Source organism: Terribacillus sp. AE2B 122 (assembly GCF_902497585.1).
GTDB lineage: Bacteria > Bacillota > Bacilli > Bacillales > Amphibacillaceae > Terribacillus > Terribacillus saccharophilus_A.
Genome location: NZ_LR700947.1, coordinates 63140 through 90132, shown reverse-complemented (window position 1 = coordinate 90132; position 26993 = coordinate 63140). Strand labels below are relative to the sequence as shown.

At 45.1% G+C, this 26993-nt stretch carries 26 protein-coding genes and 3 riboswitches; of the genes, 16 read left to right on the top strand and 10 right to left on the bottom strand.

The window, feature by feature from the left end; all coding sequences use genetic code 11:
* Positions 1-1263: a S8 family peptidase gene (locus AE2B122_RS14415; protein WP_175074509.1), complete on the top strand. Its 1263-nt coding sequence runs from the start codon at positions 1-3 to the stop codon at positions 1261-1263.
* Between the two features lie 49 nt (positions 1264-1312).
* On the opposite strand, the gene AE2B122_RS14410 is transcribed toward AE2B122_RS14415, so the two are convergent.
* Positions 1313-2509 carry an MFS transporter gene (locus tag AE2B122_RS14410; RefSeq protein WP_175074508.1) on the bottom strand — a complete coding sequence of 399 codons (1197 nt, stop codon included), beginning with the start codon at positions 2507-2509 and terminating at the stop codon, positions 1313-1315.
* Between the two features lie 4 nt (positions 2510-2513).
* The gene (locus AE2B122_RS14405; protein ID WP_175074507.1) at positions 2514-3557 is read right to left on the bottom strand and encodes a helix-turn-helix transcriptional regulator; all 1044 of its coding nucleotides are present in this window, start codon (positions 3555-3557) and stop codon (positions 2514-2516) included.
* A gap of 71 nt (positions 3558-3628) precedes the next feature.
* Here AE2B122_RS14405 and AE2B122_RS14400 point away from each other — a divergent pair, with 71 nt between their 5' ends.
* From AE2B122_RS14400 to AE2B122_RS14385, 4 genes are all read left to right on the top strand, one after another.
* On the top strand, positions 3629-4138 hold the full coding sequence (locus tag AE2B122_RS14400) for an NUDIX hydrolase (RefSeq protein WP_175074506.1): 510 nt from the start codon (positions 3629-3631) through the stop codon (positions 4136-4138).
* A gap of 22 nt (positions 4139-4160) precedes the next feature.
* The gene (locus tag AE2B122_RS14395) at positions 4161-4523 is read left to right on the top strand and encodes a hypothetical protein (RefSeq protein ID WP_254593519.1); all 363 of its coding nucleotides are present in this window, start codon (positions 4161-4163) and stop codon (positions 4521-4523) included.
* A 66-nt stretch (positions 4524-4589) separates the two neighbouring features.
* Positions 4590-5666, top strand: coding sequence for a glycosyltransferase family 2 protein (locus tag AE2B122_RS14390; RefSeq protein ID WP_175074505.1), 1077 nt, complete (start codon positions 4590-4592; stop codon positions 5664-5666).
* 63 nt (positions 5667-5729) lie between these two features.
* On the top strand, positions 5730-6218 hold the full coding sequence (locus tag AE2B122_RS14385; RefSeq protein ID WP_245840401.1) for a DUF456 domain-containing protein: 489 nt from the start codon (positions 5730-5732) through the stop codon (positions 6216-6218).
* A gap of 29 nt (positions 6219-6247) precedes the next feature.
* Here AE2B122_RS14385 and AE2B122_RS14380 read toward each other — a convergent pair whose 3' ends face one another.
* From AE2B122_RS14380 to AE2B122_RS14370, 3 genes are all read right to left on the bottom strand, one after another.
* Positions 6248-6541, bottom strand: coding sequence for a DUF3817 domain-containing protein (locus tag AE2B122_RS14380; RefSeq protein WP_095220064.1), 294 nt, complete (start codon positions 6539-6541; stop codon positions 6248-6250).
* A 94-nt stretch (positions 6542-6635) separates the two neighbouring features.
* Positions 6636-7418, bottom strand: a complete 783-nt coding sequence (locus AE2B122_RS14375) for a carbon-nitrogen family hydrolase (RefSeq protein WP_175074504.1) — start codon at positions 7416-7418, stop codon at positions 6636-6638.
* Positions 7415-8509 carry an iron-containing alcohol dehydrogenase family protein gene (locus AE2B122_RS14370; RefSeq protein ID WP_175074503.1) on the bottom strand — a complete coding sequence of 365 codons (1095 nt, stop codon included), beginning with the start codon at positions 8507-8509 and terminating at the stop codon, positions 7415-7417. The genes AE2B122_RS14375 and AE2B122_RS14370 overlap by 4 nt, the downstream gene beginning before the upstream one ends.
* Before the next feature lie 76 nt (positions 8510-8585).
* Positions 8586-8688: riboswitch (SAM riboswitch) on the bottom strand.
* 106 nt (positions 8689-8794) lie between these two features.
* Between AE2B122_RS14370 and AE2B122_RS14365 the strand changes: the two genes are divergently transcribed.
* Entirely contained in the window at positions 8795-9973 is a 1179-nt protein-coding gene (locus AE2B122_RS14365) for a pyridoxal phosphate-dependent aminotransferase (protein ID WP_175074502.1), read from the top strand.
* Positions 9974-10012: 39 nt separating this feature from the next.
* Here the strand turns inward: AE2B122_RS14365 and AE2B122_RS14360 are convergent, their stop codons facing one another.
* From AE2B122_RS14360 to AE2B122_RS14350, 3 genes are read right to left on the bottom strand one after another with little or no spacing between them, the layout of a single operon-like run.
* Positions 10013-11143: an MBL fold metallo-hydrolase gene (locus AE2B122_RS14360; protein ID WP_175074501.1), complete on the bottom strand. Its 1131-nt coding sequence runs from the start codon at positions 11141-11143 to the stop codon at positions 10013-10015.
* 13 nt (positions 11144-11156) lie between these two features.
* Positions 11157-11783 carry a metal-dependent hydrolase gene (locus AE2B122_RS14355; RefSeq protein ID WP_095220069.1) on the bottom strand — a complete coding sequence of 209 codons (627 nt, stop codon included), beginning with the start codon at positions 11781-11783 and terminating at the stop codon, positions 11157-11159.
* 58 nt (positions 11784-11841) lie between these two features.
* Entirely contained in the window at positions 11842-12297 is a 456-nt protein-coding gene (locus tag AE2B122_RS14350) for a DUF4385 domain-containing protein (RefSeq protein WP_371809655.1), read from the bottom strand.
* A 143-nt stretch (positions 12298-12440) separates the two neighbouring features.
* Here AE2B122_RS14350 and ddlA point away from each other — a divergent pair, with 143 nt between their 5' ends.
* The 10 genes from ddlA to AE2B122_RS14300 all read left to right on the top strand — a co-directional run bounded on the left by ddlA (position 12441) and on the right by AE2B122_RS14300 (position 24702).
* Entirely contained in the window at positions 12441-13547 is a 1107-nt protein-coding gene (ddlA, locus tag AE2B122_RS14345; protein ID WP_095269613.1) for a D-alanine--D-alanine ligase, read from the top strand.
* Positions 13548-13840: 293 nt separating this feature from the next.
* Positions 13841-13885: riboswitch (PreQ1 riboswitch) on the top strand.
* A 105-nt stretch (positions 13886-13990) separates the two neighbouring features.
* On the top strand, positions 13991-14650 hold the full coding sequence (queC, locus tag AE2B122_RS14340; protein WP_095220073.1) for a 7-cyano-7-deazaguanine synthase QueC: 660 nt from the start codon (positions 13991-13993) through the stop codon (positions 14648-14650).
* The gene (gene queD, locus AE2B122_RS14335) at positions 14647-15084 is read left to right on the top strand and encodes a 6-carboxytetrahydropterin synthase QueD (RefSeq protein WP_095228796.1); all 438 of its coding nucleotides are present in this window, start codon (positions 14647-14649) and stop codon (positions 15082-15084) included. The genes queC and queD overlap by 4 nt, the downstream gene beginning before the upstream one ends.
* On the top strand, positions 15074-15805 hold the full coding sequence (queE, locus tag AE2B122_RS14330; RefSeq protein WP_095228799.1) for a 7-carboxy-7-deazaguanine synthase QueE: 732 nt from the start codon (positions 15074-15076) through the stop codon (positions 15803-15805). The genes queD and queE overlap by 11 nt, the downstream gene beginning before the upstream one ends.
* Before the next feature lie 186 nt (positions 15806-15991).
* Positions 15992-17251 carry an argininosuccinate synthase gene (locus AE2B122_RS14325; RefSeq protein WP_175074500.1) on the top strand — a complete coding sequence of 420 codons (1260 nt, stop codon included), beginning with the start codon at positions 15992-15994 and terminating at the stop codon, positions 17249-17251.
* Complete coding sequence (gene argH, locus AE2B122_RS14320; RefSeq protein ID WP_175074499.1) at positions 17248-18663, top strand: argininosuccinate lyase; 1416 nt, start codon at positions 17248-17250, stop codon at positions 18661-18663. The genes AE2B122_RS14325 and argH overlap by 4 nt, the downstream gene beginning before the upstream one ends.
* Positions 18664-18752: 89 nt before the next feature.
* Positions 18753-19838: a carbamoyl phosphate synthase small subunit gene (locus AE2B122_RS14315; RefSeq protein ID WP_175074498.1), complete on the top strand. Its 1086-nt coding sequence runs from the start codon at positions 18753-18755 to the stop codon at positions 19836-19838.
* The gene (carB, locus tag AE2B122_RS14310; protein WP_175074497.1) at positions 19831-23034 is read left to right on the top strand and encodes a carbamoyl-phosphate synthase (glutamine-hydrolyzing) large subunit; all 3204 of its coding nucleotides are present in this window, start codon (positions 19831-19833) and stop codon (positions 23032-23034) included. The genes AE2B122_RS14315 and carB overlap by 8 nt, the downstream gene beginning before the upstream one ends.
* A complete protein-coding gene (gene argF, locus AE2B122_RS14305) occupies positions 23031-23981 on the top strand; it encodes an ornithine carbamoyltransferase (protein ID WP_175074496.1) in 951 nt (316 codons plus the stop codon). Before carB ends, argF begins: the two co-directional genes overlap by 4 nt.
* Positions 23982-24129: 148 nt before the next feature.
* Positions 24130-24702: a VanZ family protein gene (locus tag AE2B122_RS14300; RefSeq protein ID WP_095269598.1), complete on the top strand. Its 573-nt coding sequence runs from the start codon at positions 24130-24132 to the stop codon at positions 24700-24702.
* On the opposite strand, the gene AE2B122_RS14295 is transcribed toward AE2B122_RS14300, so the two are convergent.
* Positions 24703-25971: an MFS transporter gene (locus AE2B122_RS14295; protein ID WP_175074495.1), complete on the bottom strand. Its 1269-nt coding sequence runs from the start codon at positions 25969-25971 to the stop codon at positions 24703-24705. It abuts the gene before it with no gap.
* A 2-nt stretch (positions 25972-25973) separates the two neighbouring features.
* Positions 25974-26594: a winged helix-turn-helix domain-containing protein gene (locus AE2B122_RS14290; protein ID WP_095269594.1), complete on the bottom strand. Its 621-nt coding sequence runs from the start codon at positions 26592-26594 to the stop codon at positions 25974-25976.
* Positions 26595-26749: 155 nt separating this feature from the next.
* Positions 26750-26890, top strand: a riboswitch (FMN riboswitch).
* The last annotated feature ends 103 nt before the right edge of the window (positions 26891-26993 follow it).

Here is a 26993-nt window from a genome sequence, read left to right as displayed (position 1 = left end):
ATGAAAAGAAAACTGGTAAGTGTCGCTGCTGTTGCAATGATAGGGTTATCTGTATTCCAGCCGTTACAAGCTGGTGCCGCACCTGATGAAACGGCAAAGAATGAGGAAGTCCGCGTTCTCGTTAAGCAGAAGGATGGTGTGTTTTCCACTCAAGCAACCGACGAGGTCAAGGAAGAGCATGGCGTCCGCAACAGCTTCGGTAATGAAGGCTTTACAACTGAGGTATCTGAAAAAGAGCTCGAGGAGCTAAAAGCTGACAAAGCCCTGGAAGTAACCGAAGTAAGTGTATATACGAAGCAGGAAGTGTCTGAAAAACGGGATGTATCGACACAAGCTGTATCAGACCGTACACCGTGGGGAATTCATGCAATTTATAATAACTCATCCATAACTAAAACAAGCGGTGGAAATAATATCAACATCGCTGTTCTAGATACTGGCACGTCTGTTAACCACCCTGACCTTGCTGCAAATGTAGAGCAGTGTGTTGACTTTACCCAAGCATCCAGTGGACAAGTGAATGGCACTTGTGTCGATCGTGATGGACATGGTACCCACGTCTCTGGTTCTGCACTTGCCAATGGCGGAAATGGTTCGGGTATCTTTGGTGTAGCACCGGAAGCAGATCTTTGGGCTTATAAAGTACTCGGTGATGATGGGCGAGGCTATTCCGATGACATCGCAAACGGTATCCGGAAAGCTGCTGATGATGGAGCAAACCGTGGAGAGAAAGTCGTCATTTCAATGTCTCTTGGTGGGGGACAGGATTCTCTCATCTCTAGTGCAGTTCGTTATGCAAATAACAGAGGTGCATTAGTCATCGCAGCTACGGGTAACTCCGGCCCGTATGAAGGTTCAATCGGATATCCTGCTGCACTGCCAGAAGCTGTTGCAGTAGCAAACTTGGAGAACCGTCAGCAAAACGGTACATACCGAGTTGCCGATTCTTCTTCCCGAGGCTACAGTCGTACAGATGGTGATTATGTTGTGCAGCAAGGTGATGTGGAAGTATCAGCTCCTGGATCAGCTATCCTATCCACTTATCCAGGGAACACATATGCGTCACTGACTGGTACATCTATGGCTACACCGCATATCTCTGGTTTGGCAGCTAAGATTTGGTCAGAAAACACTGGCTTGAGCAGCTCCCAAGTGAGACAGACATTGCAGACCCGTGCTCGTGGTAACGATATTCTTGGCGGCTATGGTGCTGCTAGAGGTGATGATTATGCCTCCGGTTTCGGTTTCCCTCGTGTTCAATAATACAAAGAAATGAATGAAGAAGGCTCCTATAATATGAGGAGCCTTCTTTTTATAGTTTCTGAGGCAATTTATATACAAGCAGACCAGAGATGCTAGCAACACATCCTCCAATTACAATTGTTCCCCCGATACCAATCCACTCTGATAAGAGACCGGCGCAAACAGAAGCAACTGGAAGTAAGGTAAATGTTATGAAGCGGGATGTGGATTGGACACGACCTAGTAAATGCCGTGGTGTATAGCGTTGTCGAATTGTTTTGATGATCGGGTTAACGGCACCTGCAGCTGCTGTTCCAATCATATTGAAGCAAGCCGTCAGCCAGATAGTATCCGTCAGCCCAACACAGATGATGGATAAACCGCCAATCACTTTAGCAGCGAATAATATCTGTTTGTATGTAGAGAACCGATCGGCAAAGAAACCCAGAGATGTACCTAGAATGGCCCCGATTCCCCCAGAAGATAATACGATGCCAAGCAGCAAAGGATCTTTTGTGAGTTGGTTTACATAGATGACCAGTAAAACAATGAGAAATTGTATTCCGAAGTTGGAGATTAGTGATATAAGATTGGTGTACCAAATTTCTTTCTGTTGATAAATGAAAGAGAATCCTTCCCTCAGCTCGTGTATGTATTGGGATATGGAGAAAGTTCTGGAGCTGGTTGTTTGTTGCTCGTATGGAAGCAGGAGCACTAACCACACGGCGAGTAAGGAAAGTCCACATACTGCTATTAAGCTGTAATGGATGCTAAAGAATAGTAGAAAAATACCGCCTATGCTCGGACCAATCACGATGGTAAGCTGAAATATAGCACTTTCCAGACTGTTAGCGAAATGAAGCTGTCGATCGGCAACTAGATGTGGAATGGCAGTAAACTGAGCACCCTGATAGAATTGACCAGCGAATCCGATACACATGGATATGATACAGATAAGCAGGAGACTTATCTGACCGTTTACAGCGAATATACTTAGCAGCAAAAAACAGAGAAATCGGGCAAAGTCAGCAAATAGCAGTACATACTTCCAGTTTGCACGGTCGAGAAAAGGACCGATAAGAGGCTGCAGCAGCATCGTTGCCCGCTCTGCAGCTATAGCAATCGTAACGGCAACAGTGGAAGAGGTTACTTCAAGCACCAGTAGCGGGAGCAGGATGCTGTAAACCTGCCCGGCCATGGAAGCCATTGTAGTACTCATCATCAGGCGTGATAGCGGATGGGTTAGCGTGATCTTCTGCACAATCATGTGATCACTCTTCCAAAAATGACTGTAGATCATGATCTAGGGAAGTGATACTATCTTTATTTGCGTAATAAGCCTGTTTATCTGACCCGATAAGTCCGGCTGATTTGAGCATCTTCAAATGATGGTGCAGTGTTGATTTCGCAACTGGAAGCTGCTCTGTTAATTGCTGGAGCGTTTGTTCACCTTCCAACAAACGTTTTAGCAAGTTAAGTCTGGTTGCATCACCCAATGCTTTATACTTTCTTACAAGCATCGTATCCGGATTATATCTGTTTTCTGGATCGATGCTATTAGCGTGAATTGGATAATAAAAAACCTTCGTACCAGGCAGATCTGCACTGATGGTCCACGGTCTGTAGTGGAAATGGGGAATAAACAATATTGTATTTATAGCATCATCGGGTTTGTAGCTTGTACTGTTTGTAACCCAACGAATAAAGGTCAGTTTATCCATTGCATCCAGCTTTTGTTCTCTATTCGATACATCTCGATCCAGCATATCCTGCAAAATCCCTTCCTGCGGTCTGATCACTTCCTTAAACCATTTTGTCATAACGGAGATCAAGTGTTTCTTCAGGAAAGAGATATCTGCGTTGGCAATAAAAGCGATATAATCTGGGAAGAAAGGGTTATCTGCAGTAACCTTTTGCAGAGTGGCCAATGCGCTTTCATTCCCCTTAGCAGCCTTTATTCGATGTTTTTCGAATGAGCTTCCAATGTAGGGAAAGCTTTGTTCCCGTAATGTCTGTTCCGGCATGTTGAAGACCTCAGCTGTCCACTCATCCAAGGTTGCAGCATTTGAGTGGTGCAGCAGCTGAAGCAGCGTCTTCCAGGTGTTGGATTGATGAATTTCTTGCAGTTCGAGCTGAAGCTCTTCCGAAAAGCCATTTTCGGGATCATCCCACATCTTTTCTACATGCTCGAGTGTTCCAGCAAGTGAAGCATTCGTTACTGCGGCAATTCCTAAAGCTGCTTCCCATAGTAACGATGTTTCAAAACGAATGGTATAATCATGCTTTGCTTTAAAACCCGTCTGAATTATTTGCATATTTATCACCTCGTAAATAATTCTATATTATTAGAATATTAAATTCAACAAAAATAGAACGGAGTGATGGAATGAATAATTATCATCGTGCATTCGGTGTTTATGCTGTTATACATAAAAAAGGTAAACTGCTTGTCATACATAAAGGAAGGGGCCCATATATCAATCGCTATGATTTGCCAGGCGGAAGTCTGGAAAGCGGGGAGGGTTTACTGGAGGCTGTCATTCGTGAAGTGAAGGAAGAAACAGGTTTAAATGCAGCAGTGAAGAAGCAGATTGGTGTTGTCGATTTTATGCTTCCGTGGCAGTGGAAGGATTTTACCCATGTACACCATACAGCAGTTTTTTATATAGCAGAGGCAACTGGAGAATTACGGGTTCCAGAGCAGTTTGCAGGACAGGATGCGTTGGGAGCTGAATGGGTTTCTATTGATAATTTAACCATTTCGAACAGTTCACCTTTGGTCATGCAAGCAATCAATTGGCAAGTGTCGGGAGAACTGCCGCTAGGAACTGTCGTTTATTCAGAGTGGGAAATCAGAGAGGGGAGTTTCCGGGAAGGAGATCAGGGTATTACATAAGAAAAAAGAGGGAGCGGCTTAGGTGAGAAAAGTAGGCTTATATGTATTTAGTCTGATGTTTGTTGTTGCTGGTATTTTGCACTTTGTATTAGATGATGGCTTCGCGGCCATGCTGCCAGCGTACGTACCTCTGCGCTATACGTTGATTTATCTGACCGGTATAGCAGAGTTTCTCCTAGCTATCGGATTATTGGTGCCTGCTACCAGGAAATTAACGGCTATTATCACTGTCATCTACCTGATTGCTATTTTTCCGGCAAACATATACAGTGCCGTCTACGATATACCTGCGCCAGGCTTTGAGGAGACCGACCAAGCACTTCTTTATGCTAGGCTCCTTGCACAGCCGGTACTGGTTTGGTGGATTTGGAAGGTTACGAGATAAAACGCATCTGCAATTCTTCAAAAGGCTTCGCATATAGTGAGGATATCATGTATGCCGAGGTGACTTATGCGTTCCATCAGTTTGTGTATGATTGTTAAAGATGAAGAAGAAGTGCTGGCTGGCTGTTTGGATAGCGTCCAGAATCTGGTAGATGAAATCATCATTGTGGACACAGGCTCCACTGACCGGACAAAGGAAATCGCAGCACAGTACACTACGCGTATTTTTGATTTTGAATGGATAAATGATTTTTCCGCTGCCCGAAATTACAGCTTCAGTAAGGCGACGGGCGAATACATCATGTGGCTCGATGCTGATGATGTGCTGCTGCCAAAGGATCAGGATGCTTTTCGTGATTTATGGAGTGGCTTGACTGATGAAGTGGATGTCGTGTCGATGTATTATCATACAAGCTTGGATGGTGAGGGCCGGCCGCTATACCTATATAGGCGCAATCGAATAGTAAAGCGCAGCAAGAATTTTCGCTGGCATGGTGCCGTCCATGAATACTTAGAATTCGGCGGAAATATCGTGGCATCGGAAATAGCTGTCACACACCGTAAAAGCGAAAAAAACCATACGATTTCAGACCGCAATATGAGGATTTATGAGTCCTTTGTCGCTTCTGGCAAGGAACTGACACCACGCGATATGTTTTATTATGCAAATGAGCTGAAGGATCACGGGAAGTTCGAACTTGCCAAGTCTTACTATATGGAGCTTCTTCAATCAGAAAAGGGCTGGGTGGAGGACAATATCCGGGCATGCCAATATCTGGCGGATTGCTGCAAAGCAGAAGGAGATATAGAAGGGTATCGCATGCACCTGTTCCGTTCCTTCCGTTATGACCGGCCGCGACCGGAATTCTGCTGTTTAATCGGTGACTTACTGACAGAGGATCGGAATTATGATGCAGCTGCATATTGGTATGAGCAGGCCTTGGATTATGAAGGGAAGGAGCTGCCGGGCTTCAGTGTACCTGCTTATACGACTTGGTATCCGTATTTGCAGCTGACGCTTTGCTATTCCCGGATCGGACTGCTTGACGAGGCAAAATCAGCTCATGAAAAAGCTGTGTTCTATAACCCGGATCACCCAAGTGTCCGCCATAACACATCATTCTTCGAGAAGCTCAGTCTTTAATTTCCTTTTGCTGTTTCATATGTCATAATACGTACTATCAAGGTAAGATATGGAGGATTGGTTGTGGCATTAGATATAATTGCTTGGATCATTATTGCGGTGGCATTCATCGCTAGTTTCGCGGGAATTGTTTATCCGGTCATTCCCTCTCCGCTTATGCTTTGGATTGGATTCCTAGTTTTCCAGTTCATGCTCAGTGATGGAGATTTGTCTGTATTCTTCTGGATTGCGATGGTTATCCTGACGGTGATTCTGATTATCTCGGATATTATCGCGAACAGTTATTTTGTTAAAAAATTCGGCGGCAGTAAGTGGGGAGAACGAATTGCAGCAATCGGTGTAATTGTTGGTTCCTTCATCATCCCGCCTTTTGGTATCATTATCGTGCCGTTTGTTGCTGTGCTTATAACAGAACTTATCCAAAGAAGAACACCGAAGGAAGCTATCTATTCTTCAATTGGCTCACTTCTAGGTTTCCTTGGCGGATCGATAGCAAAGATTGTAATTCAATTAATCATGATTGTATGGTTCTTTATAGCAGCTTTCGTATAAAAAAAGCGAGCATCGCTGCTCGCTTTTTCTTATGCGTATTCTGTTTTCTGCAATCGCATATCTAAAATATAATAACCGAATGGAATGACGGATGCGAGCAGGGCTAAGATTGCCCATTTCATTCCCCAGCCAACTTTCAGGGTCGTATAGCCAGTCCAAATGACATACAGGACGAACAAACCGCCATGGATGGCACCTATGTAGGTGACGAAGATCGGTATATCCATCATATATTTCAAAGGCATTGCCAGGAACAATAACAAAAGCAAGGAAGTCCCCTCGAGAAATCCGATGATACGGAACCATTTCAATGTCGCTTGCATGAAAGCCCTCCCAAAAACTATTTATAAATAGTATAAGCAAGCTTGCCCCTATTTACCACTCATCGGGAGAACTTGTCATAACATTGTCAAAATATCATGTTACATCATAGATGGACGGACGTCTGTCCTGAAACACGGGGATGCGGCTGCGAACGTCATCCACTTGGTCAAGGACTGCTTCACCATACAGAATGGTAGCTTCCTCGCCAGCTTCAGCAATGACCTCTCCCCATGGCCCGATGATCATGCTATGCCCGGCGAATTCATTGGCAGGATCGCTTCCAGCCCGATTACAAGCAACTACATAGCATTGGTTTTCGATTGCCCGGCTGAGCAAAAGCGCACGCCAGTGATCCAGTCGCGCTTTCGGCCACTCGGCAACAACGAAGAGCACTTGCTGATCGTGAATCATATGCGTGCGGATGAATTCGGGAAAACGGATGTCGTAACAGATGACGCCAGCTGCTCGCTTATTTCCAATGGAAAAGGAAGCAGATTTGTCGCCTTGGGTCATAAACTTCTCTTCATCCATCAACCGGAATAAGTGCGCTTTATCATATTCATGTAGCAGCTCACCAGCTGGTCCGAAGACAAGCATCGTGTTATAGACACCAGTTTCGGTCTGCTTGGCAATGGAACCAGCGACGATATATTTTTGGTGTGTTTTAGCCAATCTGCTGATGAATCGCTTCGTTGTTTCTCCCTCTGCATCACTTATGCTTTCAAGCCTAGACAGGTCGTAGCCAGTTGTCCAAAGCTCCGGCAGCACGAGGACATCGGCATTTTCCTGTGCCTCATTAACTAATGCTTCCACTGTTCTGTAATTGGCTTCCGGATCACCAAAAACGATATCATGCTGAATTAAGGCAAGTTTCATTGTGTCACTCCCTTATTCGCCGCAACGAATGTCTCGACACTTCGCATGGCGTCCACGACTTGATCTGAATCGGAAACATGCATGAAATGAATGGATTCACCTGGTGCGACAGCGCCGTCTGCAGCAATTTTCATCGCTTTGTCCAAATCCTCTTTTACGCCAAGTTCTTTAAGTACTGTTGGTAATCCGAGTTTTTGATAAATTGGAAGCAAAGTGCGAATCTCGTCAAACTTCTCTTCCAATGCAAGCTGAACAAGAATGCCGTAAGCTACTTTATTTCCGTGCAGCTGCTCATGTGTTTCTGCAAGTCTTGTCAGTCCATTGTGAATGGAATGTGCACCAGCAATTCGGCCGTATTCATCACCGAAACCTCCTACCATACCGCCAGCCATAATGATAGTTTCTGCAACCCGGGTAAATGCACTGTCAGTACGTTCACTTTGTAAAGAACAAATAGCTGCATCTCCTTCGGCAATAAGGATATCCCGGCATAACTTAGCTGCGTTGCGGGATATCTGAACAGCAAGCGGCTGATCCGTCATATTTTCGGTAAGTGCATCTGCTTCGTACCATTTGGCCAATGTATCTCCGATTCCGGCAATCAGATAAGGTACAGGTGTTGTGAGCAAAAGTTTCGGCTCAACAAGCAGCATAAATGCACTGCGTGGGAATACGGTATATTCGACAAAATTACCTGCTTCATCATAAAAAACGCTGAGTGAAGCCCATGGGGAGCAGTTAGAAACGATTGTCGGAATTAGAATGACTGGCAGCCCTGCATCATTGGCAGCGGCTTTGGCAGTATCTAACACTTTTCCGCCGCCGACACCGATTATGAATTGAGCAGCTTCGTTTGTTGCGATGTTTGCTAATCTAGCTGCTTCTGCATGTGTGCACTGGCCGTTATAAGCGACTCGTTTTACTGGCAAATCAATCGGATCCAAGAATGGGGAAGCCGCTTTCCAGGAAGCATTTCCGTGAATAAGCAAACCATTTGTCCAATTCAATTCCGAAAGCCTTGCTGGAAGACTTTCCAGTATATTATCCTCACAGACGTAATAATTCGGAGCGCCTTTTATGTTGATGGTCATGTTGTCACCTCATTGATTTTTTACATAAAAAAACTCTTCCAGACGAATATGGAAGAGGGAAAGGCGGTGTCTAGTCCCCTTATCCCTCAGCGTTTCGCTGTTGGATTTAGCACCGTGTGCAAATGCACCGGTTGCCGGGCTTCATAGGGCCAATTCCCTCCGCCTTCTCTTGATAAGAGTGTGTGATTCATGTATGATTTGTTCATTATCGCATTCTATTTCCAAGACTGTCAAGATTGGTAATAGTCAGAATAAGAAGAGTGAAACAACAGGAGAGTGAGTAAGATGGATTTTCCGTTTTCGGATGCATTGAAACGACTGCCGGAACAGTTTTTTGCCGGCTTAGTACATAAGGTAGGTCTGCTGGAGAAAGAGGGGCACGATATCATCAAGCTCGGACAGGGAAACCCTGATTTGCCGACGCCGCAGCATATCGTAGAGAAACTGAAGGAAGCTTCCGATAATCCGGCTTATCATAAATATTCACCATTCAGAGGCTTTGATTTTCTTAAGCAGGCAGTTTGCGACTTTTATGATCGGGAATACGGTGTAAAATTGGATCCCGCAACAGAAGTGGCCATCATGTTCGGCTCTAAAACAGGTTTGGTGGAAATCAGCCAATGTCTGCTGAATCCTGGTGATTTGGCACTGCTTCCGGACCCGGGGTATCCGGATTATATGTCCGGTATCGAACTTGCGCAAGCACGAACATCGTTCATGCCATTAACCGCTGAAAATGAATTTCTGCCTGATTATGATGCTATTCCTGCTCGTGATCTGGAAGAAGCAAAGCTGATGTTCTTGAACTATCCAAACAATCCCACTGCTGCAACAGCGGATCAGAAGTTCTTCGATAAAACAGTGGAACTGGCAAAGAAACATAAAATCTGTGTGCTGCATGATTTCGCTTATGGTGCACTAGGCTTTGACGGTGAAAAACCACAAAGCTTCCTGCAATCCGAAGGCAGCAAAGAAGTTGGCATTGAAATGTACACCTTATCCAAAACGTATAATATGGCCGGCTGGCGCATCGCTTTTGCAGTTGGTAATGCCTCTGTGATTGAAAGCATCAATTTAATCCAGGATCATATTTATGTAAGTTTGTTTGGCGGCATGCAAGAGGCGGCTGCTTACGCTCTGACAACGGATCAGACATGCGTGGAAGAACTCGTCCGCACGTATGAAAGCAGAAGAGATGCTTTCATCGGCCATTTACGTGCTATCGGTTGGGATGTACCCGAACCAAAAGGTACTTTCTTCGTTTGGCTGCCAGTTCCGCACGGATTTACTTCTGAGGAATTCGCTGATTTGCTGCTGGAAAAGGCGCATGTGGCAGTTGCTCCGGGGAATGGTTTTGGCGAATATGGAGAAGGATATGTTCGCGCAGGTTTATTGGATACGGAGGAAAGATTGCTGGAAGCGGCAAAACGAATCGAAAAGCTCGGTATCTTTTCAAAAGCATAAGAAAGAGCCAGTCCTATATGGGACTGGCTCTTTTGTCTGTCAGCTTGTCACTGCGCAGCGATTTGGGCCGGATTCTATATCGGCTTCGTCTGTGCTATCAATGGTGGCTTTTCCTTGATTGGCTTCCCGAATCAGCTGGTAGCTATTCGGCTGCTGGGAAGGAATGCTATCCAAAACGGAGGAAGCAAATTGGCTCACATCCTGCAGCTGCAATCGGGGATTTTTTCTGTATAAATCTTCCATACGAGCTTGAACTGTACCGTCCGTTTCGATCTCTGACAGCTCGGAAAAATGGGAAGGAAGGACAATCAAGTCCAACGACAATAATGGAAACTTTTCATATAAAGTGTTGTGCAGATTCTTTACCCATTGTTCTGCTTGACCGGCTAAATCTGGGCGGCCGATTGATTCGGTAAAGAGCGTATCTCCAGACAGCAGGAAAGTGTCATCAACGACAAAACTGATGCTTCCTTCTGTATGACCTGGTGAGGCAATGCTGCGCATGCCTTCTTCCGTTTTTCCGAATGGAATCGTCATACCATCTTGTAAAGGAGAAAAGGTGAAAGTCGCTTCTTTTCCATCATCAGCAGGGAACCAATATGTCGCTCCTGTTTCTTCTGCCAGTCTCCGTCCGCCGGACAAATGGTCCGCGTGAAGATGGGTATCAAGTACATGTTTGATCGTCCATCCGTTTTCTTTAGCGAAGGTTGAATAGGCTTCGGTGAACCTTGCCGGATCTACTACAGCTGCTTCTCCATTGGAGACGACCATGTAGGATAGGCAGCCTTTCCCAATACGCATGAATTGATAAATCTCCCCGCCATATGTGAGATCGCCGACTTTATGGGGACTGAGTGTTTCTCCCCAAGCTTGCATGCCGCCAACGACATGAACGATATTATCCATTCCGGCTGCTTGTAAGAGGGAGACGGCTGTCTGAGCTGATTTGCCCCGATAGCACATGACATAGACAGGATCTTGTTCTGGCAGTTCTTTACGGGCCTTATTTGGGTCTGCTTTGATAGCGGCAAACGGAATATCATATCTTTTAACGCTATCGGCTGTAATTGACCAGTCCTGAACATCCGCTTCTTGCCGGATGTCAAGAAGATGAACGGTATCTTTCGCTTTTATTTTTTCTGCCAGTTCTGCTGTGTGCAATGGATTCATGCAATCGTCTCCTTTAGAAATCTTTTTTGATTATAGGAAGGAGCAGTTTGACTCCTTTCTTATTCACTGGGAATATTCTGCTGTCAGCGAGCAGGTGGCTTGCATAACCGGCTGTGCCGGCAAGCTGGGTGCCGAATAGAGCGGTCTCTTGTTCAAAGAATGTCATCAATATGTAGAAATAGATCAGTCCGATCAAGGAGTGAGTGTATGACCGGTGGGCAAGGAAAGATGCAATTCCGATATAACATCCGCTCATGACAACCCATGTATGCCCCGTGTACAATCCGGTCAGCAGAACAGCGATGCCTGTAATCAGCAGCATGAACTTCTTATTGATTACGCGGGAGAGAACCATAATTCCTGCTCCAATCGCTAACCCGATATAACGATCTTGGCCGAATAAATTCCACATACTATATAGAATGAGCAATAATCCGATAAAAATTGTAATATTGCGGATGGCTTTGTGAGAAAAAGTAATTCGGTTAGAGAGGATTCCGCCTGTATCCAAATCTGGTACAAGAGCTGCGACAGCTGCCGTACAAGTCATTGTGACCGTCACAGCGCCTTCTGCATTCAAGGCGGTGGCACTGGCGAAACCTGTGCCAGCTCCGATTAATAGATGTGTGATTCCTTTCATTCTAGCTGTGCCTCCAAAAGTTAGTCTTTAAAAGCATACTAGAATCTTTATGTCATGGCTATCCGTATTGTTTCTGATGCGCTTTCTTACGGGAAAGATAATCTTCATCTTCTCTTATTTCGTCCCATCTTTTTTTGAAAATCTGTGCAGAAGCTGCTTTTTCTTCATCAATTTGGCGGTCATGCCTTTCTGTCTTGTCTGCATCCTTATATTTTTTGCCGCCTTTATAATTAGCGTAGCGGCGAGCACGGGTATAGCCCATCTGGATGTACTTCCTGGCCATATCCATTCCGACGAAATCGTCTTGCTTACGGTATTCCTCAAACATCTCCGAAATTTTCTGGCAGGATACCTTAGCAATTTCTGGTGTCTTGAAGCGCCAATGGGGAAGGATTTCACTTTTATAAGGCTCGACCATCAGCACACCTTGCTCACCGCGGCCGACGCGGTACTTTTCTGGATGTTTACGAAAATCAGTCGAGGCATCAAAATGATCGTAATAGCCCATTCCCATCCTCCTGTCTCTGTTGTTAATGTATATAGTTACCGAATGTGCTCCATGTGAAACGCAATTTTTTCTTATGGACATAGAGGCAGCCGTACTCGTTTGTGATAAAATGAAAGCAATGGTTTCACGTCAGAAAGGAATGGTTACAGGTGGGTAAAACAAAAGTAGGAATCGTCTTCGGCGGAAAATCCGCGGAGCATGAAGTGTCCTTACAATCTGCAAAAAATATTGCCGATGCAATTGATAAAGATAAATATGATGTTGTCCTAATCGGAATCGATAAAGATGGAAAATGGCAGCTGAATGACAAGGCAGACTACCTGCTGAACGCACATGATCCAAAAAATATCGAACTGAAGCCTTCCGAGCAAGGAATCGCTGTTGTACCTGGTTTGAAGGAGAAACAGCTCGTCAATCCAAGTCAAGGTGCTGTCCTTGATCAAGTGGATGTTATTTTCAGTATCCTCCACGGTACACTTGGTGAGGATGGCAGCATGCAAGGAATGCTGCGTATCGCTAATCTCCCATATGTAGGCCCGAATGTACTAAGTTCAGCTGTATGCATGGATAAAGATGTTGCAAAGCGTTTACTGAAGGAAGCGGGCATTCGAGTAGCGAATGGCTTCACATTCAAAAAACGCCAGCTTGGATCTATCCGTTATGAAGAGGTAGCAAAAGTGTTGGGCACTACAGTCTTCATCAAGCCTGCAAACCAAGGCTCCTCTGTCGGCGTAAGCAAAGCGAAGACAGAAGATGAGTTCTACAAAGGCTTGGAAGAAGCTTTCCGCTATGATACGAAGGTTCTTGTCGAGGAAGCAATTGTCGGCCGTGAAATCGAAGTGGCTGTACTTGGCAATGAAGAGCCGATCGCTTCCTTACCGGGAGAAATTCTGCCGAAAACAGAATTTTATTCTTATGAATCCAAGTACATCGACGAATCAGGAGCAGAGCTGGCAATACCAGCCCAACTTTCCGAGTCTGTTACAGAACAAGCAAGAAAGCTGGCAGTCGAAGTATTCCAGACACTCGATGTCGAAGGGCTTGCACGTGTTGACTTCTTCCTGACAGAAGAAGGCGAATTTGTCGTAAACGAAGTAAACACACTACCAGGCTTCACGAAAATCAGTATGTATCCGAAGCTTTGGGACATCACTGGTATTTCCTACCCTGATCTAATCGACCGTCTGATTCAGCTGGCAATTGAACGTCATAAACGAGATAACGAACTTAGCAACGCTGCTTTTCAGCAGTTTTGATAGAGTAAAGGCAAAGACTTTCCAGTTAGGAGTTTGAATCGCCGCTCCAAAAATACACTGCGCTTTCCGCGAGGAGGCTGAGGCTGTGCCCGCGGAAGCGAAGTATTCTGCCGGAGCGGGATTCTTACTCGCAATTCAAATAAAAAATCCGAACGATGTAAATTCACTGTGAAATTTGCTTCGTTCGGATTTTTGTTTGACCATAACACTTTTGCCCAAAGCTATTTCCATATGCAAAAGCGTTTGCTTGTGATACAATGAACTGCAGAATAGAATAAAAAATCCAGGCCATCCTGGGAGAGGTTCTAGCACAACCCTCTATAAAAAACTAAGGAACTATATCCTTGGGTATAGTCTTTTTTATTTTTTTATGGATAATTGGCAGCCTCTTCCTATTGGAAGAGGCTTTTTTATTGGATTGTCTGGAAAAAAGGAGAAACGTAATGAAGAAGGGTAAAGCCATCGTCGTATTTAGCGGCGGCCAAGATAGTACAACTTGTTTGTTTTGGGCAATGGAGCAGTTTGAGGAAGTGGAAGCTGTTACATTCAATTATAATCAGCGCCACAGTTTGGAAATCGAGGTAGCCGAACAGATAGCCAAGGAACAAGGCATCAGACATCACGTATTGGATATGTCTTTATTGAATCAACTTGCACCAAACGCATTGACCCGAGACGATATCGAAATTGAACAGCAAGAAGGGGAACTACCGTCCACATTCGTACCGGGGCGTAATCTAGTATTTCTATCCTTTGCAGCGATCTTGGCGCATCAAGTAGGGGCGAAGCATCTTGTGACTGGTGTTTGTGAAACAGACTTCAGTGGCTATCCAGATTGCCGGGATATCTTTGTGAAATCATTGAATGTATCTCTCAATCTATCAATGGATAAAGATTTTGTCATCCATACACCGCTTATGTGGTTGGATAAAGCAGAAACATGGGAATTGGCAGATCAGCTAGGTCAGCTTAATTATGTAAAAGAAAAAACACTTACTTGCTACAACGGCATCGTTGCCGAAGGCTGCGGAGAGTGCCCGGCTTGTAAGCTGCGCCAAAACGGACTTGACCAATATGAAGCGAAAAAGGCGGCACAAGTATGATTCAGCAAATTTATCCGCAAGTGCAGCATGACTATAGCTATGAATTGAATAAGGATCTGCATTTCGCTGCAGCACACAGTATCCAGCATCCGGATGCCGGTAAATGTCAGCAAGTGCATGGCCATACGTATTTTGCCAATGTTACGATTGCCGGAGATGAATTGGATGACAGTGGATTTTTATTCAATTTCTCCACCATCAAAGCATTGATTCATAAGAAATTTGACCACACCTTATTAAATGATCACACAGACGTATTCGGGAAAGACGATTTTCCGACGACAGAAGTGATGGCACGTAAAATATATGAATTGATTCAACAAGAGCTGGATCAGCTGCCTCATCAGCCGAAGTGCCTGCAAGTCTTCTTGCGTGAGACGCCGACCAGCTATTGCGTATATCGACCAAAGCGAGGAACAGAGAATGGCAAGTAAATTTCCGGTTTTAGAAGTATTTGGTCCTACCGTACAAGGGGAAGGCATGGTTGTCGGACAAAAGACGATGTTCGTACGTACAGCAGGCTGCGACTATAGCTGCAGCTGGTGTGATTCTGCTTTTACATGGGATGGATCAGCCAAGGATGACATTAGGCAATTGACTGCCGAAGAGATATGGAATCAATTGGAGGAAGTAGGCGGAGATCGTTTCCGTCACGTGACTATTTCTGGAGGAAACCCTGCATTACTTAAGAATCTAGGAGAGTTCACAGAGCTTCTGAAAAAGAAAGAAGTGAAAGTAGCTTTGGAGACTCAGGGAAGCCGGTATCAGCCGTGGTTCCTGGAAATCGACGATCTCACTATATCTCCTAAACCGCCAAGTTCGTTGATGAAGACCGATTTTCATCGTCTTGATGAGATAATTAACAATCTGAGAGAAGCAGGGCGTCTCATGCATGTGAGCCTGAAGGTTGTTATATTCGACGAAGAAGACTTGCGTTATGCAACGAATGTTCATAAACGTTATCCAGATGTGAGTTTTTATGTACAAGTCGGTAATCATGATACAGCTACTTTGGATGATGCAGCATTGAAGGATGCATTGCTGTCTAAGTATGAATGGCTGATTGACCAGGTATCAGCTTCCAATGAGCTGAATCATGTGCGTGTCCTGCCGCAGCTTCATACACTTGTATGGGGAAATAAACGCGGTGTATAAACGAAAAGACGAGTTTTTAGACTCGTCTTTTTTTATGCCTAAAAGTGGGCAGGCACCTTCTATTCTTTAGATTAATAGTATACCAAGTCGTTAAATTAATAAAAAATGCTTGAATTTATATTAATAATAATGCATAATAATTCACATAAATAAATCGATCATTCAGCACGGAGAGGGAGATTCATAATGGCAAAAGATAAAATCGTACTCGCATACTCTGGTGGTTTAGATACTTCTGTAGCAATCAAATGGCTGCAGGATAAATATAATTATGATGTCATCGCAGTTGGTTTGGATGTCGGTGAAGGCAAGGACTTGGATTTCGTTCAGGAGAAGGCACTTCAAGTTGGAGCTATTAAATCTTATACAGTGGACGCAAAAGCTGCATATGCAGAGGAATATGTGCTTCCAGCTTTGAAAGCGAATCTGCTTTATGAAGGGAAGTATCCGCTAGTTTCTGCACTTAGCCGTCCTTTAATTGCAAAAGTGCTGGTAGACATTGCGAAAGAAGAAGGAGCCGTAGCAGTAGCACATGGCTGTACTGGTAAAGGAAATGACCAAGTACGTTTTGATGTGAGCTTCACAGCATTGGATCCAGATCTGAAGATTGTTGCTCCTGTCCGTGAATGGGCAATGAGCCGTGATGAAGAGATTGAATATGCGGAAAAGCACGGTATACCGGTTCCTGTTGGGAAAGAGAGCCCATACAGTGTCGATCAGAATCTATGGGGACGTTCCAATGAGTGCGGTATTTTAGAGGATCCATGGGAGCAGCCGCCAAGTGATGCTTTTGGACTGACAGTTGATCCGGAAAATGCGCCGGATGAAGCGCAGATCGTAACGATCACCTTTGAAAAAGGAAAACCAGTCGCAATTGACGGGGAAGCTTATCCATTGGATGCACTTATCCTGAAATTGAACGAAGTTGCAGGTAAGCATGGCGTCGGACGTATTGATCATGTGGAAAATAGATTGGTAGGAATCAAATCTCGTGAAATCTATGAATGCCCGGCAGCAGTGACTCTAATTGCTGCACATCAGGAATTGGAAGCTTTGACGATGACACGTGAAATTTCCCAATTCAAACCGATTGTCGAGCAAAAACTTGCACAGACAATTTATGATGGTCTATGGTATTCTCCGCTTACAAAAGCGCTGCAAGCATTCATTGAGGAAACGCAGCAGACAGTCTCCGGTAATGTCAAAGTGAAGCTGTACAAAGGACATGCACTTGTTGTCGGCAGAGAATCTGCTGAATCTCTATACAGCTTTGATCTGGCAACATACAAACCAGAAGATAAATTCGATCATGATGCAGCACTCGGTTTCATCCAGCTTTGGGGTCTGCCAACAAAGGTTCAGGCAGAAGTTGCCCGCAAGCTGACAGTACAAACGGAGGCACCATCGCTGCTTAAAATTGATAAAAAAGAAGCTGTGAAACAATGAAGCTCTGGGGAGGAAGATTCACGAAGCCGACCAATGAATTAGTAGACGCCTACACTTCCTCCATCGGATTTGATCAGAAACTGGCTAAATACGATGTTCAAGGCAGCCTGGCGCATGTAGCAATGCTCGGCAAATGCGGCATCATCGAACAAGATGAAGCAGAAACTATTGCTGATGGATTAAAGCATGTTCTGAACAAAATCCAGGCAGGAGAGGCAACGCTCTCGCAGGCAGATGAAGACATTCATATGAATGTGGAACGATTATTGATTGAGCAAATCGGTCCTGTAGGGGGGAAGCTGCATACTGGCAGAAGCCGTAATGACCAGGTAGCATTGGATATGCGTCTGTATTTACGGGAAGCAATTGTAGAAATTATCGGGCTGCTTGGTGCTGTTCAGTCAGCGCTGACAGAACAGGCAAAACAGCATCTGGATACAATTCTTCCTGGCTATACGCACTTGCAGCGGGCTCAGCCGGTGCTGTTCGGCCATCATCTTATGGCATATGCATATATGCTGCAGCGTGATGTGGAGCGGCTTCAGGATAGCTGGAAGCGTGTGAACAAAATGCCGCTTGGAGCAGGTGCCTTAGCTGGTACGACTTTCCCGATTGATCGGCATTTCGTAGCAGAGCAGCTGCATTTTGATGGAATTACCGAAAATAGCCTGGACAGTGTAAGTGACCGTGATTTCGTAGTGGAGTTCCTGTCTGCTGCGAGTCTGATCAGCATGCACCTTTCACGTCTTTCGGAGGAATTGGTTCAATGGTCTAGCGCAGAGTTCAATTTCATAGAATTGGATGATGCATTTTCTACAGGCAGCAGCATGATGCCGCAGAAGAAGAACCCTGATGTAGCGGAGCTTGTCCGCGGTAAATCCGGCCGTGTCTTCGGACATTTGATGGGGATGCTGACAACCTTGAAAGGATTGCCTCTTGCTTACAATAAAGATATGCAGGAAGACAAAGAAGGTATGTTCGATACAGTTGAGACATTGAAGGGTGCACTTGGTCTTTTTGCGCCAATGATCGAGACGATGCATGTGAAGCAGGATAATATGTATCAAGCTGTTCGGAATGATTTCTCGAATGCAACAGATTTAGCTGACTATCTTGTAGCAAAAGGGATGGCGTTTCGGGAATCGCATGCTGTTGTCGGGCAGACAGTGCTGTATAGTATCGAGCAGGGGAAATATTTGCTGGATCTTGGACTTGAAGAGCTTCAGCAGTTTTCTAATCTGATAGAAGAAGATATCTACGAAGCACTTGCACCGGAGACGGTCGTTGCAGCCAGGAATATCCCTGGTGGTACGGCGAGAGTTCGGGTTCAAGAGCAAGTAGATGATATAGAAGCCTTGCTGGAAACGAATAGACAGTGGACAGAAGAGCAGGCTGCTAAACTGGAGGGGTGAGCAGCTGCTCACCTTTCTTTTGTTATTGATGTATATTTATGAGTTTCGAAGAATAAAAATAAAGTTCGTTTCGGAAAGGAGCAGCATGAATGGAAGAGACAAAGGGTTATTTGATGCTCAGTACAGGAGATATTTTGGAAGGTGTCTGGCTGGGGGAAAAAACAGAATCAGATGGGGAAATGGTTTTCAATACAGCAATGACAGGTTATCAGGAAGTTATGACTGATCCTTCCTATGCCGGCCAGATAGTTACGATGACGTACCCATTGATCGGAAACTATGGTTTCAATACGCATGATAAAGAAAGTCATACACCGTCTATTCATGGGCTTGTCATTTCAACTCCATGTGAAACACCGGCTCATTACCAAGCAACCCAGACATTGCAGGATATTGCCAATGAGCATAACTTTCCGATTCTGGCGCAGGTGGATACACGTAAACTGACGAAAATCATCCGTAAGCATGGGGACGTTTATGGAAAGATGACCAAATCACCAGGAGCTGTTCCGGAGAAAGTGAAAGTATCTGAAAAGATTGTAGAAAGTGTATCGGTGAAAAAGGCGCAGTTCCACCCGGCAGAAGGTCAGTCGGCAGCTCATGTGGCCATCATTGATTACGGCTATAAGCATTCGATTCGGGATATGCTGCTAGATAATAAATGTGACGTCACAGTCTTTCCTTTTGAAACGACTCTTGAAGAGCTGAGAGATGCAAAAGTAGATGGTGTGCTGCTGTCGAATGGTCCTGGAGATCCAAAATCTCTGCACTATTTAGCCGGCGAAATCAAACGGATAGCAGAATATTACCCAACTTTAGGAATTTGTCTTGGGCATCAGCTTTTGGCGCTTGCATTCGGCGGTAATACAATGCGGCTGCCTTATGGGCATAGAGGGAGCAATCATCCGGTCCAGCATTTGCCTAGCGGAAAGGTATCGATCACTTCCCAAAACCATGGTTATGTCGTCGACGAAGCTTCTATTTCTCAGTCCCGGTGGAATATCCTTTACAGTAATGTGAATGATGGATCGGTAGAAGGGCTGCAGCATTGCTCAAAACCGATTATGAGCGTTCAATTCCATCCAGAGGCACATCCTGGCCCGAGCGATACGTATGATGTGTTCGAACAATTTTTGAATTCGGTACGTAATAGAGGAGTGACAGCATATGCCTAAGCAAGCTCACATCAAGAAAGTCCTTGTTATCGGTTCTGGCCCGATCGTAATAGGGCAAGCAGCAGAATTTGATTATGCGGGCACACAAGCATGCCTTGCCTTAAAAGAAGAAGGCGTAGAGGTCATCCTCGTCAATAATAACCCTGCGACAATTATGACGGATCAGGCATTTGCCGATCAGGTGTATTTGGAGCCGCTCACCTGTGAATCCTTGACCAATATCATTGAAAAAGAAAGACCGGATGGCCTGCTGCCTACTTTAGGCGGCCAGACCGGCCTTAACCTGGCGGTAAGCTTGGATCAGGCAGGCGTATTGGAAAAATACAGCGTTACATTGCTAGGTACGCCGCTTGATGCAATCCAGCGCGGAGAAGATCGGGAGCTATTCAAGCAGATGATGCAGGATATCAATGAGCCTGTCCCGGAAAGTCTTCCGATTACTTCAATTGAGGAAGCAAAAGCTTTTGCAGAGAGTACAGGATTTCCAATCATCATCCGTCCTGCCTATACATTAGGCGGAGCTGGAGGAGGAATCGCAAACGACCTGCCGGAACTGCTGCGTTATGTAAAGAGCGGAACGCAGGCAAGCCCGATAAATCAGGTGCTTATCGAGCAGAGTGTGAAGGGCTGGAAGGAAATTGAGTACGAAGTGATGCGGGATGCCAATGATACATGCATCATCGTCTGCAATATGGAAAATATCGACCCTGTCGGAATACATACAGGAGACAGTATCGTTGTCGCACCTTCCCAAACACTGACAGACAGGCAGTATCAAATGCTTCGGACTGTATCATGTAAAGTCATCCGTGAGCTAGGTGTCGTTGGAGGCTGTAATATCCAGTTCGCGCTAAATCCGCATAGTGATGAGTATGTCATCATCGAGGTGAACCCTCGGGTAAGCCGTTCCAGTGCTTTAGCTTCCAAGGCGACAGGCTATCCGATTGCTCGTATTGCTGCAAAGCTAGCACTTGGCTACCATCTGCATGAGGTGCCGAACCCGATTACAGGAGATACATTTGCCAGCTTCGAGCCTGCTATCGACTATGTAGCTGTGAAAATACCGCGCTGGCCATTTGATAAGTTCACGCAGGCTGATCGTCTGCTTGGAACACAAATGAAAGCAACAGGCGAAGTTATGGCGCTTTCCCGTAACCTGCCAGCCGGTCTGCATAAAGCGATCCGTTCCTTGGAAATCGGCTTGGAGGAATTCCGTTTGCCATCCGCTGAAGCATGGACTGATGCTGAACTGGAACAAGGTCTTAAAGATGCAGATGATCGCAGACTGTTTTTGCTTGCTGAAGCACTGCGCCGGGGAGTCTCAATCGAGACGTTGCATGACTGGACAGAGATTACAACATTCTTCCTTCATGAGATGAAGCGGATTATCGATGTTGAGCAAGAGTTAAAAGAAGGCGGCTGGCAGCCGGATGAGGCACTTCTCCGAAAAGCAAAGACTCTTGGGTTCAGCGATGTTGCCCTTGCCAGAGTCCTCAATCAGCCTTTAGCAGCAGTGGAAGGATTAATTAAGGAGCAGGAAATCAAGCCTTCCTACAAGATGGTTGATACATGTGCAGCTGAATTCTCTGCGCAAACTCCATATTTCTATTCCAGCTGGCAGGAAGAAGATGAGGTCGAAGCCTTATCTGCAGCAAATAAGAAAGTAGTGGTGCTCGGTTCTGGTCCAATACGGATAGGGCAAGGTGTGGAATTCGATTTCTGCTCTGTACAATCGGCTTTATCTTTGAGAGAGCAAGGTATTCAATCTATTGTTATTAACAATAATCCCGAAACTGTCAGTACGGATTTCAATACAGCTGATCATCTGTATTTCGAGCCTCTCACAAAAGAAGATGTGCTGCACATTATTGAAAAAGAACAAGCAGACGAGGTGCTCGTTCAGTTCGGAGGGCAGACAGCGATTAATTTAGCGGCAGATTTGGAGGAAGCAGGTGTAACAATTGCTGGAACGAGTACATCTTCCATAGATCGCGTAGAGAATAGAGAAGCCTTCTATGATTTGCTGCATAAGCTGAACATCCCGCATATTCCGGGCACGACTGTGATGGATACCGCTTCCTTGCATGACGAAGCCCGCAGAATCGGTTATCCGATTCTGATTCGCCCATCTTATGTGATTGGTGGTCAAGGGATGGTCATCTTGCATTCAGAAGATGCGCTGGAATCTTATTTAGAAGCGCTTCAGCAGCAGATTCACACATCACGCCTGTTTCCGCTGCTTCTTGATAAATATGTCCCTGGCATGGAGGTAGAGGTAGATGTTGTTTGTGATGGTGCTGACATCCTTATCCCCGGTATCTATGAACATATCGAACCAGCTGGAATCCATAGCGGCGACAGTACAGCAATTTTCCCTGCACCTAGCTTGAGTGAATCAGAGAAAGATATGATTGTCAGCTATGCTAGTCGAATCTCAGATTCTCTTAACGTGAAAGGCATCATGAACATTCAGTTTGTCTTTAGTGAAGACCGTAACATTTTATATGTCTTGGAGGTTAACCCGCGCGCGTCCCGTACCGTTCCTATTTCCAGTAAAGTGACGGGAATCCCATTGGTAGACTTAGCTACCAGAATACAGATGGGAGAAGCTTTGCAGGATTCTGGTTATCCACTCGGCCTGCAAAAAGAAATACCGTTTTATGCGGTTAAGCTGCCTGTCTTTTCCACTACTAAATTGGCAGGTATTGATCCGCTTCTTGGACCGGATATGCAATCGACAGGAGAGGCAATTGGATTAGGCAAGACGGTTACGGAGGCATTGAATAAGGCATTTGGCTGGAAGGAAAAAACACTCCGGTCTTTGACAAAAGATGCCCAAGTCCTTTTAGATGTAGAATCCTCCGATTTGGAAGGTCTGGAGGAATTACTTGAACAGCTGCAAGCGCATGTTGTACTGACAGAGCAGACTGCAGCACTTCTTCCTGATAGTGGTTCATTCAAGGTCGTTTCCTATGAAGAAGCTATCCTTTTGATTGAAGATCAAAAGATGACAGCTGTATGCAGTACGAGAAAAGGGTTCCAAGGTATTCGCGAATCGGCATGGAAGACAGAAACACCGTGTATGACAAGTTTGTCGACGATGCAAAGCTACTGGTTGGCTAGTCAGGAAAAATTCTCTGACAGTCTATCGATGTCGGATTACTTGGAGCAAACGGAAAAGGAGCATGTGCAATGAAACAGACGATAGAACAGCAATCCCTGGCAGGCAAAAGCCTATTATCACTGCAGGATTTGACGAAGGAAGAAATTCTGTATGTGCTGGATCTGGCTGCCGAGTTGAAAAAACAGAATAAAAAAGGCGAGCTGATTCAGCCGCTGGCAGGGAAAACCTTAGGAATGATTTTTGAAAAGTCATCGACACGGACGCGTGTTTCTTTTGAAACAGGTATTTATCAGCTTGGTGGTATGGGGCTTTACTTGAACTCCAAAGATTTGCAGCTTGGTCGGGGCGAACCGGTTGCCGACACAGCGAAGGTTCTATCTGGTTATCTGGATGCTATCATGATTCGTGCCAATTCCCATAAGATGGTGGAAGAACTGGCAGCGCATGCTACTATCCCGGTGATCAATGGCTTAACCGATTTGTTCCATCCATGTCAGGCTCTGGCTGATTTGCAGACGATCTTGGAGTATAAAGGAACATTGGATGGCGTGAAGCTAGCTTATATCGGTGATGCTAACAATGTTGCTAATAGTTTAATGATTGCAGCAGCGAAAACAGGGATGCAAATTCGAATTGCATCTCCTGCTGGATATCAGCCGCTGACTGAAATCGTTGAAAAAGCGAGAGAAATCAGCGATGATCCAGATTTTCTTCTTATTACAGAGAGTCCGGAAGAAGCTGCCGCAGGTGCAGATGTACTTTATACAGATGTCTGGACGAGTATGGGGCAGGAGGAAGAGGCACAGGCTAGACTGACAGCTTTCCAGGGATTCCAAGTGAACGAAACGCTAATGGATTCTGCTGCGTCAGATGCTATCTTCCTGCACTGTCTGCCGGCACATCGGGGTGAAGAAGTGGCAGCAGCTGTTATTGATGGTCCGCAATCGGCAGTATTCCAGGAAGCTGAAAACCGCCTGCATGCCCAAAAAGCGCTTATGCTTGCAGTTATGGGGAAATAAAAGGGAATGAAAAGAAACCGTCTGAAAAAAGGCGGTTTCTTTTCTTTATCTATGCGTTCACAAGGCTTGGAAAATCATGTAGACTAAAGAGTATATGTCCACTTACTCTACGTAAGGGACTTCTAGGATACAGGAGAGAATAATTACTATGTTAACTTACGTAGCGCCAGCTATATTCCTGGCGTTTGTCTATTTATTGTCTATTATTCCGTTTCATCAGACGGTTGGTATTACCAAGAAACAACATTTATTGATGGCATCCTTCGCTATCTATGTGATCGCTGTCATCTGCCTTACATTTTTCCCATTGCCTGTGGATCAGAACCTTATCGAAGAAAATCAGCAGCTGGAAACAAGCTACCGCTGGAACACATCGCCGCTCACTTCCATTATGCAAATCTGGCATACAACACAAATCGATGGCTTCGGTTATGGACTTGCCCTTAAAAATCTAGGCGGTAACATCCTTTTATTCGTGCCGCTCGGCTTTTATTTGCCTTTGCTCGTTCGCCGGACCAGATCGTTCTTTATCGTGGTTCTCTGCGGTCTTGTATTCAGTACAGCAATTGAATCAACACAGGGGCTGCTTAATTATTTTGTTGGCTATAATTACCGCTCTGTCGATATTGACGACATTATCCTGAATGTATTGGGAGCTATGCTGGGCTATGCATTTTACTGGATTGCTCTGCGTCCGTTATTGAAAAGGGGCAAGCTATAATCAGCTTGTTTCCTGCTGGGAATAGTCTTTGAATCCGAGCAGTTCCGGTGACAGGGAGCCAAGCGGTCCCAATTTGCGAAGCTTCGGATACAGAAGCCATGTTACAGAAAGCAATGCAAGACCGCTACCCGCAGCGCAAAAGACCCAAGATACAGGAATAAGCGTAGCTACATATCCGCCAGCTAATGAACCGATGGGCATTGCTATTGTACTGAAACTTGCACTTGCGCTTGTCACCCTGCCGATCAAGGAAACGGGAACCAAAGTTTGTAACATTATTGCGAAGGTGACATTGATACAGCCGACTGGTATCCAAGCGAGTCCGTAAAGAATCACACTCAACCAAGTCCATGGAACGAAGGCAGCGACTGCCCAGATTGCAGAAGCCAGAAACATGGAGCATATTGTCGCTTTCCCAATGGGTAGTTTACTGAAGGAAGATGCTAGTAGCGCACCTATTAAAGCGCCGCAAGACATAGCGGCCAGATACAAACCATATACAGCAGGCCCTTGACGCTCATCCGCGAAAGCAGGCATAACAGCCATGGCTGCGCCTATTGCCAGATTACATAATACTGCTCCCATGAGTGCAGCAGACAGTATGGTTGTGAATAAGATTTTGAGTCCTTCTTTTAGTTCAGTGATGTAAGTGCTGAAGACAGAACGCGTAGTATCGGATTCACCGGTTTGCGCTTTTTGGTGTGGAATTCTTAAGAAGCTGAATAAAAGGAAAGCAATACAGAAGGCAAAAGAGTCGATGATGAATAATAATGTCGCTCCAAAGACAGCAATCATAACACCTGCGATGGCATTAAAGATAAGATCGACACCTTGGTAAGCAAATGAGAATAATGCATTACCAGCAGGTAATTCTTCTTTCTTAAGAACGAGCGGCAATGCCTTTGTTTCTGTCGGATATGCAAATGCATTAATACAGGTCAGAATCGGCATGATGACGAGCAACAGCGTAACAGACAGAAAGTCCAGCCAAGCTGCAAGTGGAATTAGCAGTATAAGCACTGCTTGGAGAGCTTGGGTCCAAATCAGTGTGTTGCGTATCGGCCATCGGTCAACTAGCGGACCTATGAGGAACTGCAATACATTCGGAATTTGTGTCAGTGCCCCGGCTAGACCGGAATAAAATGCGCTGCCGCTCAGATCATAAACGAGCCACATCGCGGCTATGAAATAAATACTGTCTCCAATATTGCTGACAATTCGCCCGGAGAAAAGCAAACCATAATTGCGCTGTTTCAGGATAGCGAACATCTTCAATCCTCCTCATCCATCTCTACGTGATCAAATGACGGTGTGTCAATTTCGAAACCGTAGGCGGAAAAATGATACAGCTTACCATTGGGATCATCTTCAGCTGCCTCACTTTTATCGCGTAGCTTTTGCATCAAACCGAATAAACCCTGTATGAACTCCTTGAAATCATCTTCGGTAGCGCTAATTTCCCAAATGCTCCCAATTGCATCCCAGTCTTTTGGATCGGTAGAGCCGGCTGCTTTGGCAAAGGATGACTCGGGTGCTGTAAGGACGGCTGATCGTGTTTTATGAGACATTTGTACAAAAAGCTGTCTCGTAGATTCGCTTAATTCTTCTGCATAGGGAAGTAAATTCTCTGATGGAAAGAAACCTCTAGCCGCAGCTCTATAAAATTTTTGCACGATGCCATTTTTCTCCTCGGTGCGTATCACTTCGATCAAACCGTTTTTCTCGAGCTCTTTCAAGTGATAGTGAATCTTCGGTCTGCTTGTTTCCAGCAAGACAGCAAGCTGCTGACCAGTATAAGAGGTTTCAACTAGCTTCATGATCATCTCCGCGCGTAGCGGATCACTAATTGCTTTTAGCTGCTCAAAGGTTGTTAATGCCATTGCCTGTTTCATTTGATTTCCTCCTCGGTTAACAATTCTTGAACGGTCAGATTTATTTTACGGCTTAAGTTTATAATTAGTTCCACATATTGTCAATCCAATTTTCAGACTTTTTTCCTGCTGTACAACGACATAAAAAATATGTTAAGGTGGTAGCAATCGAATAGGTTTTCTCTTGGGGCAGGGTGAAATTCCCGACCGGCGGTGATAGGCAGCTTAGCTGTCTTCAGTCCGTGACCCGTTATTATAACGGTGGATTTGGTGAGATTCCAAAGCCGACAGTATAGTCTGGATGGGAAAGAGGAAACGGCGTACTATCCACATGCCAAAAGCAGCTATTTCGTCAATGAACGATAGCTTGTTTCGCTATACTTTTAAAGCCAAAGCCCCAGAATCCAATATTCTGGGGCT